The sequence below is a fragment of the Candidatus Symbiopectobacterium endolongispinus genome (genome assembly GCF_018777385.1).
Taxonomy (GTDB): Bacteria; Pseudomonadota; Gammaproteobacteria; order Enterobacterales; family Enterobacteriaceae; genus Symbiopectobacterium; species Symbiopectobacterium endolongispinus.
The window spans coordinates 26,049-33,635 of record NZ_JAFJYB010000010.1 but is presented as its reverse complement, the minus strand read 5'-3'; the positions used below and the strand labels follow the sequence as shown (position 1 = coordinate 33,635).

The following is a 7,587-nucleotide window of genomic DNA, read 5'->3' as shown; positions in this document are numbered from 1 at the left end:
GGGGGAGTGATCGTTTTTACATAGCTAAAGGGGAGAGTTTTAGATAGCACGACGCCTTTAATGGCGCGGCTTTGATGGAGTTTTAGAGGTTTTGCATAGCTCAACGAAAAATGAGCAAAAGTCGAGTTTTTTGTGTTTAAAACTGCATAACTTTGAGCGCCGATTGATCCTGTTTAATCGGCATTTAAACCACTTTTAAATTGTCCTACCAAACCACACAACACGACCAATGGTGGCGAAATCTTCGGGTTGATTGTTCATGTCCACCGTAAAAGGTTCATATGCGGAGTTTGTACTTGATACTTTTAGCAATCCGCCAGGAATACGCTGAACCAGTTTAACCAACAGGTGTCCATCAACGCGCAAAACGTAGATGCCCTCTTTCGGGTCTGTATCTGCACCATTCACCAAGATGCTATCGCCATCATTAAGAGTTCCGTTCATAGAAGAACCATCGACTGTTATCACAAACAGGTGGTGAGGATCGGCATTGAGGTGGTTTTTTATCCAGTACCGCCGAAAAGCCATTGGGAACCTAGGAGCCTCCGAATCATTGATGGCACCATAACCGGCAGCAGCCCTTACATCGTATCTTGGGATAAATACAAACTCTTCTAAATCAACGTCATTCCCTAAAACGTCCTGAATCGGGGGCGTTGCTGACTGCGTCTCTTGCTCTATCTTGTTGCCTGTAATTAAACAATGTGCGCTTGTTGAGAGGGCTTCTGCCAGTCTCACAACATTGCTTGCAGATGGTTCCCTTTCTCCGTTTTCCCACGCCTGCATCGTAGATAGAGCCACGCCCACCTCTTCCGCTAAAGATGCTCTTGAAAGCTTTAACTCAGTTCTACGATCTCGAATTTGAGTACCAATTTCCATTATCAACTCATTTTCAGGTTTATTTGCCATAACGTGAAAATCCAGCGTTTGATTTTTCTTGTTTTTCACCTTGATATAAGTCGATGAAAACAATGTTATTTAACTCATTTATGGGTTTATACACGGTAATAAAAACCTGAAAACAGAAAAAACTCACATTCAGGTTTACACAACTCGTTTTTGATCATATTGTACTTATAAAATCAGACTTAGAGGTCAATTCATGAGTACATTAGACGGTACAAAAAAAGCCAGAATGATTCTGACTGGCACAGAGCCGATATCGTGGCGGCTTTACATAAACAGGGTTGGTCACTGCGCAGGCTATCTATGCACCACGGCTATATCTGCACCACGGCTATAAAAGCGCAGGAGCCTTAAAAAATGCACTTGATCGCCCTTGGCCAAAAGCTGAACGGATCATCGCCGATGCAATCGGAATTGCCCCCGAACAGATATGGACTACCCGTTATCATAAACCATTTTCAGGTCAGTGGAACTAACGAATATGGGTGGGATTAACCTGAAATCACATTATACAGCTCAAGAAATAGCGTTTATGCGTTTACCTGGTCTTCCTGGTACTCGTACTGGCGTTTCTGTTCGAGCAAAAAATGAAGGTTGGAGTTCTCGACCGCGATCAGGGCAAGGCGGCGGTTATGAGTATGCATTAGATTCAATGCCGTCAGATATTCAAAATAAAATTCGTGAGTACTACTACAACACCCTGTTGCAACAGCAACCCGTCAAGGCTCCGGCAGCAGCCAAAACCACAGCATCATCAAGCCAGTTGCTTGAAATCGTGCGCCAATGTCCGGCAGTGCTCGACCAGAAAACCGCCCAACTGACGCAGAAACAACGCGATATCGCCGATGCCCGCATGGTGCTGGTCGTTGAAGTGCTACGCCTCGAAGATACCGGCCTGTCACGTATTAAGGCGATTGATTTTATCTGTGACCGGTCACGCTCAAGTGATTTACCTGAACACCTGCAAAAATACGTTGACCTCGCAAATGCCAGAAAAGGCCAGCGCGTTGGCGTCAGTGTTCGCGCGCTCAATCAGTGGGTTGTTGACTATCTGAGAGCCAAAAACAATTCGGAACGTCTGGCGCTTTTAGCTCCCGGACACAAAAAAGCCAAACAACCGGAACTGGTCGCCTGGGTGCCTATGTTTATGGCGCCTGGATCGGTGACGGTCACAGCATGAAAATGAAGGTTGCCCATCCTGACCACTGGCGCCAGTTTACGCCCGAACTGACGCTGGTCATCGATGGCCGCACCCGTTATGTGGTCGGCTGGAGCCTTGCGCTGGCCGAAAACACTCTGGCGGTTGCCGATGCGCTGCGTCACGGCATAGAGCGCCACGGCGTACCGTTGCTGTACTACTCCGATAATGGCGCAGGTGAAACGGGCAAACTGCTGGATGCCGATATCACCGGTATTCTGCCGCGCCTGGGTATCGAACACCCTACCGGTATTCCGGGGAACCCACAGGCACGCGGCATCATCGAACGTCTGAACAAGGAGATCCCTGCCAGTATTGCCCGTAAGTTTGCCACCTATAACGGCAAATCAGCAGATAAAGAAACCGCGCGTATCACCAGTCGTGCGATTGATTCTGCGATGAACGCACTGAATCAGAATAAGACATTAAACATGGTGCAGAAATCTGCGATAGCCAAACTACCAAGCTGGAGCCAGTTGATTGATGCGATTGAAGATGAAATCACCGCATACAACACGCAACACCGGCATATCGAGTTACCCCTACGCGCCGTAGGTGGACATTACACACCCGCCGAGTACCGCGCCGAGCTGCTGGCCGACGCCGAGATTGACCTCTTATCTGAGGCTGAATTGCGCGAAATGTTCCGCCCGCAGGTCAAGCGCACCGCGCAGCGCGGTTGGCTTTCCATTTTCAACAACCAGTATTTTGCCGAAGCGTTGATCCAGGTTGATGGCGAAGGGGTTCTCGTTGCATTCGATATTCACGACGCCTCAAGTGTCACCGTTCGTCGGCTGGATGGCTCCTTTGTTTGCACTGCCATCGTTAACGGCAACACGCGTGCAGCATTCCCTGTTGATTACATCGAGAAGGTACGCAAAGACCGTCACAGCCGCCGTATGGTCCTTGTTAACAGGAAAGCGGAGGAAATCGACGCCGAGCTTCACCCTGTTCGCACTATCGAGCAGTCGCCTGATTTTGGCGCGTTGCTGCAAGGGGATATCGGCCAACGTAATGATGACCGAGAACCGCTGTTTTTATTTGAATCTGAGCGCGAAGACTATTTGCGCCAGAAAAATAAAGCCATCTGACGGCAACCAGACGGCCTTAGAGACTGGAGAACATAAATGACGATTAAAGAGCAGTTAGTCGAACTGATGGAGCGCAAGGGGTTAACACAATCTCAGGTGGCGCGTGCCATTGGGAAAAGTCCTGCGGTAATCAATCAGTACCTGCAAGGTAAATATAACGGTGATGTCGATGGCGAACCAGGTTGTGACTGATTTTATCGAGCGTATTCGTGAAAAGGACAAATTAAAACGCATTGAGGCGCGTTTCGTGTCCACATCCACGTCACGTAAAGCGCTGGAGATTATTCGCCTGGCGCACGTTGATGCCGAAATCAACGTGATTTATGGCGAGGCCGGACTGGGTAAAACCATGGCGCTGAAAGCGTATGAGGCGGATAACTCAACGGCCCTTCTCATTGAGGCCGACCCGAGCTACACCGCCCGCGTCTTGCTTGAAGAGATTTGCTCCCGGCTCAACCTGTCCACGCGTGACAACATGCATGAGCTGTTTGAGCTGTGCGTCAACAAGCTGCGTGACTCGGGCTATCTGCTGATGATTGATGAGGGAGAGTTATTGCCGCATCGCGCACTGGAGGTGCTGCGCCGTATCCATGACAAGAGCGGGATCGGCATCGTTCTGGCCGGAGTGCCGCGCCTGATTCTGAACCTGAAAGGCAAGCGCGGCGAGTTCGTGCAGTTGTACAGCCGCGTCGGGTTTGCCTTGAATATCGGCAACGCCTTACCGCAGGATGATACCGATGTTATCGCGGAAAACCTGATACCGGAGGCATTCAGCCCCGAAATGGGAGCTGTTCTCTATAAGAAGAGCAAAGGCAACGCCAGGCGCTTATTTAAATTACTGCGTGGCGTAGTCCGCACCAGTCATATCAATGACCGGCCTGTCAATATTGCGACTGTCCGCCAGTTTGCCGAAATGCTGATTAATTAACGAGGTAATGCCATGTGCCAGTTACCGATTAATAACCCTGAATTAATGAAACCCATTGATCGACTGATGCGCTCTGGAATTAACGTCGTGGAATATCACGCAAAATTCCGTCGCCCGGTCATCGTTGTTGACCGCCCCTTTATTGCCTGGGAAAAGGGCGCGGTTGATATAACTGAAACCCGCAATGGTGTGCAGCGCAATGTCAAAATGACAGTATGGCGCGGTATGCATGTGATATGGAGATAAAACGCAATGGCAAAGGTGGTAATTACGATTGCTGATAAAGCGCGTGGCATTGATGTGCAATGCCAGATAGAACCAGAGAACGATGATAGTAGTCTGGCTCAAACTATTGCAATAGCAGTAGCTGCGGGGCTCGCCGGTCACGTTAATGAAAAAATCCATAAGGCAATTCATTCAGCAAATATTAAAAGAGGAAAGACTCATGTTCACTAATAGTCCGTCATTTCAGCAGTTCACCAAAGCAGCCAGCGTGCCTGCTGGGTACTGGGTTGATGCAAAAGGTGCATTTATCCCCGTTAAGGTATTAAAGCCCATCGATATGGCGCGTGATCAGTTGGTCGGCGAAATTGTCACAAAGGCTATCGAACTGAATCGCCTCATGGCGCAATTCAAGGAGTCTACCTTTGCCTATGTTGCGGCGTTCGTAGACCTGTCAGCCAGCGAATACGATGTAAAGCTGGGGGTAAGAAAGGGAATATCACGCTCCACAGCTTTGACGGTCAATACAAGATCCAGCGTGCGATGGCGGAGCGGCTGGTTTTTGATGGGCGGTTGCAGGCCGCTAAGGGCTTGATTGACGAATTACTGGAAGAGTGGGCGGAGGATGCTCGTCCAGAATTGAAAGTGTTGGTCAACCGTGCATTCTCGGCTGACAAAGAGGGGGTTGTGAGCACCTTAGCGGTGTTAGCGCTGCGCCGGTATGACATTAATGATGAACGCTGGCAAAAAGCGATGTTGGCTATCGGGGAGGCGATCCAGGTTGTTGCTACCAGCGCATATATCCGGGTGTATGAGCGCGTTGGTGATACTGACCAATACCGACCTATTCAGCTGGATATTGCGGGGGTGTGGCGTGAACGCCATTGAGTTTAATCAGAAGTATAAAGTTGGGGCGGCGTTTCATCATGCCTATCCTGCTTTACGCGGCAGTCACATGGTTAAAACGGTGGGGATTGCCCGCGCAGACACGTTCTGTGAGGGCTGGGTATTGGGTGTCTGGCAGGTGATTGATTCATTTGTTGTCACTGATACGGAAGCCACGTTGATTTCGGCATACCACCATAAGCTACAGCAGCGTACCGGGCTTAAATCTGTAGAAATGCGAGACGCTAAAAAAGCGCGGGGAACCGAAGATGCACGCTGCGGGTTATGTCGCCGGTAAGAATGCCAGTCTGCATCATGCGGTCAATGGCTCAGGGGCCGTCGCGCCAGCCAGACTCTGGAAGGTGTGTATGGCAATCATGAGCAGTTGTGAATACCTGGATAACGGCGCAAGGCGTATTTACCGCCTGAATAATGGAACCCAGGTAAAAGAGCGACCGGCACTGCCGGGAAAATACCGATTTGAGTTTTACGATGCACGCGGTAATCGCGTTTATAAGCCGTCAATTCAGCGGGAAATGAGACAGGCCATTGAGCACCATAAAAAACTGTGGGGGTTGCCATGAGTAATGTTCGCGCTAATTTGCATCTGCTGGATGATTTTATTGCCAATAATCCCGACCTGGGTGAGCGGTGGCTCGATTTGCTGGCTAATTGCCGCGACGAGCTGCTGGTGTTACGCCCGAAAGTTGGCGAACTTGACCAGAGGATTATTGGTATCGTCGGGAATGAGCGAGTTGGTTGCCGTCTCAAAAAATTCGAATCCGGGGAGATTATAGTAACGGCCAGTCTGGAATTGCTTCATGAGTTAGCAGGGAGCGTATTAACACAAGATGTGACTGTCAGTGGTGTGAGTGGCTATTGGCGTGTTTCACTATTTATTGATTTCCCCTACTGTGAAACACCGGCAGGTGCAATATTCCAACTGTCCGAGTGGCTGATGCGCTTAGGTCTGGCGGCTCAGATTTCCCCTGAAATGGAACAACGGCTGGAGGCGCTGACAGAATGAAAACTATCGATGAGGTAAAGGTTCGTTTTCTGGATAACGTGAGTGGCTACCTAATGACGATCCATCGAGATGATGGTCTGTATCGACATGTGCAGTTTTCCCGTCCCGGCACTAACTGCTATCGATTCGACCTGATTACATGGCCGGGCTATTTGTGCGTTACCGGTGATGTGGGATGCTGGACGTTCAGCCGCATCGCCGATATGTTCGAGTTTTTCGCCTGTAATTTTGATCGCGGTATTAATCCCGGTTATTGGGCTGAGAAGCTACAGGCAGGTGCGGGCAGTTCTTACCAGAAATTGTGTTTCGAATGGGATCACGATGCGTTTATGACGGCTCTAAGGGAATGGCACGAAAACTGGCTTGATGAGGGGCAAAACGAGCATGGTAAGGAATTGGCTGAAGATTCCATCGGTGTTATCGAGATGAATTCCGAGGATGCGCATTCTGCATGGCGAGCGTTGGAGGATGCCGATCTACCTGGAATTGACATCTATGATTTTGCGGGGCACATATTTGAAACGTATACGACTCACTACCTTTGGATCTGTCATGCGATTGTTTGGGGCATCCAGCGCTACAACGCCAGTAAACAATCTGCGCAGGCGGAAGTAACCAATGACCAACCTTAACAAGAAACAGCAGGCAGCGGCGCGTAAGCGCTGTAATCCGGGCCGGGAGCCTTACAGTAAGACGGATTATGTTTCTCTGCTGATACTTTGTGATAGCGAGCGTCTGGCGCGGCAGGAAGCGGCACTGGGCATTTGCCCTCGTTGTCATGAGGCATTGCCTGCAGGCTGTAATAGCTTGTTTAAGGGTGGGGCGGCATGTTGGTTTACGCGTGATTTTCGGCGTTTGAATTTAACGGCTGTGACCGGTCACGCACAATTAAGTGATGAGTGTGAGGAGCAACAGCCATGAATATTAAGCAACGCCGCATGATTGGCGCGGTCAAGGCCGGTCAAACTGCGCTCGGGTGGGACGATGTGACCTACCGCAGTGTGCTGGCCAGACTGACGGGCAAGTCTTCATCCACTCTTTGTACCCTCACCGAACTGGAGCAGGTTAAGGAGTATATGCACCAGCAGGGCTACCCACGCAAGGCGAAAAAGCACGGTCGCAAGCCGAGCGTTCCGGCCAGCAAAAAACCGTACTCGGCAAGATTGAGGCGCTGCTGGCTGATGCTAAGCGCCCGTGGCAATATGCTGAGACTATGGCACAGCATATGTTTGGTGTACGATATGTTGACTGGCTGGATATACAGCAATTGACCAAGCTTATGCTGGCGTTGATTATCGACGCCAAACGTCGCCAAAAAATCGAGGGTTAA

10 protein-coding genes and 4 pseudogenes are annotated in these 7,587 nt (G+C 50.0%); 13 read left to right on the top strand and 1 reads right to left on the bottom strand.

Annotated features, from left to right (window positions below; translation table 11 throughout):
* Positions 1 to 195: 195 nt before the first annotated feature.
* Complete coding sequence (locus JZM30_RS23420) at positions 196 to 972, bottom strand: XRE family transcriptional regulator (protein ID WP_252321523.1); 777 nt, start codon at positions 970 to 972, stop codon at positions 196 to 198.
* A gap of 138 nt (positions 973 to 1,110) precedes the next feature.
* Here JZM30_RS23420 and JZM30_RS23415 point away from each other — a divergent pair.
* The 13 genes and pseudogenes from JZM30_RS23415 (at position 1,111) to JZM30_RS23355 (ending at position 7,587) form a co-directional block, all read left to right on the top strand.
* Positions 1,111 to 1,382, top strand: a pseudogene (locus JZM30_RS23415) (helix-turn-helix domain-containing protein).
* A gap of 5 nt (positions 1,383 to 1,387) precedes the next feature.
* Positions 1,388 to 2,086 carry a DNA-binding protein gene (locus tag JZM30_RS23410; RefSeq protein WP_252321522.1) on the top strand — a complete coding sequence of 233 codons (699 nt, stop codon included), beginning with the start codon at positions 1,388 to 1,390 and terminating at the stop codon, positions 2,084 to 2,086.
* Positions 2,083 to 3,195, top strand: a complete 1,113-nt coding sequence (locus tag JZM30_RS23405; protein ID WP_252321521.1) for a Mu transposase C-terminal domain-containing protein — start codon at positions 2,083 to 2,085, stop codon at positions 3,193 to 3,195. Before JZM30_RS23410 ends, JZM30_RS23405 begins: the two co-directional genes overlap by 4 nt.
* A gap of 36 nt (positions 3,196 to 3,231) precedes the next feature.
* Positions 3,232 to 4,123 (top strand): annotated as a pseudogene (locus JZM30_RS23400) (AAA family ATPase).
* Positions 4,124 to 4,135: 12 nt separating this feature from the next.
* A complete protein-coding gene (locus tag JZM30_RS23395; protein ID WP_252321520.1) occupies positions 4,136 to 4,369 on the top strand; it encodes a Kil protein family in 234 nt (77 codons plus the stop codon).
* A 6-nt stretch (positions 4,370 to 4,375) separates the two neighbouring features.
* On the top strand, positions 4,376 to 4,579 hold the full coding sequence (locus JZM30_RS23390; RefSeq protein WP_252321519.1) for a hypothetical protein: 204 nt from the start codon (positions 4,376 to 4,378) through the stop codon (positions 4,577 to 4,579).
* Positions 4,515 to 5,233, top strand: a pseudogene (locus tag JZM30_RS23385) (DUF3164 family protein). Before JZM30_RS23390 ends, JZM30_RS23385 begins: the two are co-directional and overlap by 65 nt.
* On the top strand, positions 5,220 to 5,528 hold the full coding sequence (locus tag JZM30_RS23380) for a DUF7168 domain-containing protein (RefSeq protein ID WP_252321518.1): 309 nt from the start codon (positions 5,220 to 5,222) through the stop codon (positions 5,526 to 5,528). Before JZM30_RS23385 ends, JZM30_RS23380 begins: the two are co-directional and overlap by 14 nt.
* Entirely contained in the window at positions 5,500 to 5,814 is a 315-nt protein-coding gene (locus JZM30_RS23375; RefSeq protein WP_252321517.1) for a hypothetical protein, read from the top strand. The genes JZM30_RS23380 and JZM30_RS23375 overlap by 29 nt, the downstream gene beginning before the upstream one ends.
* Complete coding sequence (locus JZM30_RS23370; protein WP_252321516.1) at positions 5,811 to 6,257, top strand: hypothetical protein; 447 nt, start codon at positions 5,811 to 5,813, stop codon at positions 6,255 to 6,257. The genes JZM30_RS23375 and JZM30_RS23370 overlap by 4 nt, the downstream gene beginning before the upstream one ends.
* Complete coding sequence (locus JZM30_RS23365; RefSeq protein WP_252321515.1) at positions 6,254 to 6,889, top strand: hypothetical protein; 636 nt, start codon at positions 6,254 to 6,256, stop codon at positions 6,887 to 6,889. The genes JZM30_RS23370 and JZM30_RS23365 overlap by 4 nt, the downstream gene beginning before the upstream one ends.
* On the top strand, positions 6,876 to 7,178 hold the full coding sequence (locus JZM30_RS23360) for a hypothetical protein (protein ID WP_252321514.1): 303 nt from the start codon (positions 6,876 to 6,878) through the stop codon (positions 7,176 to 7,178). Before JZM30_RS23365 ends, JZM30_RS23360 begins: the two co-directional genes overlap by 14 nt.
* Positions 7,179 to 7,258: 80 nt before the next feature.
* Positions 7,259 to 7,587: pseudogene (locus JZM30_RS23355) on the top strand (phage protein GemA/Gp16 family protein).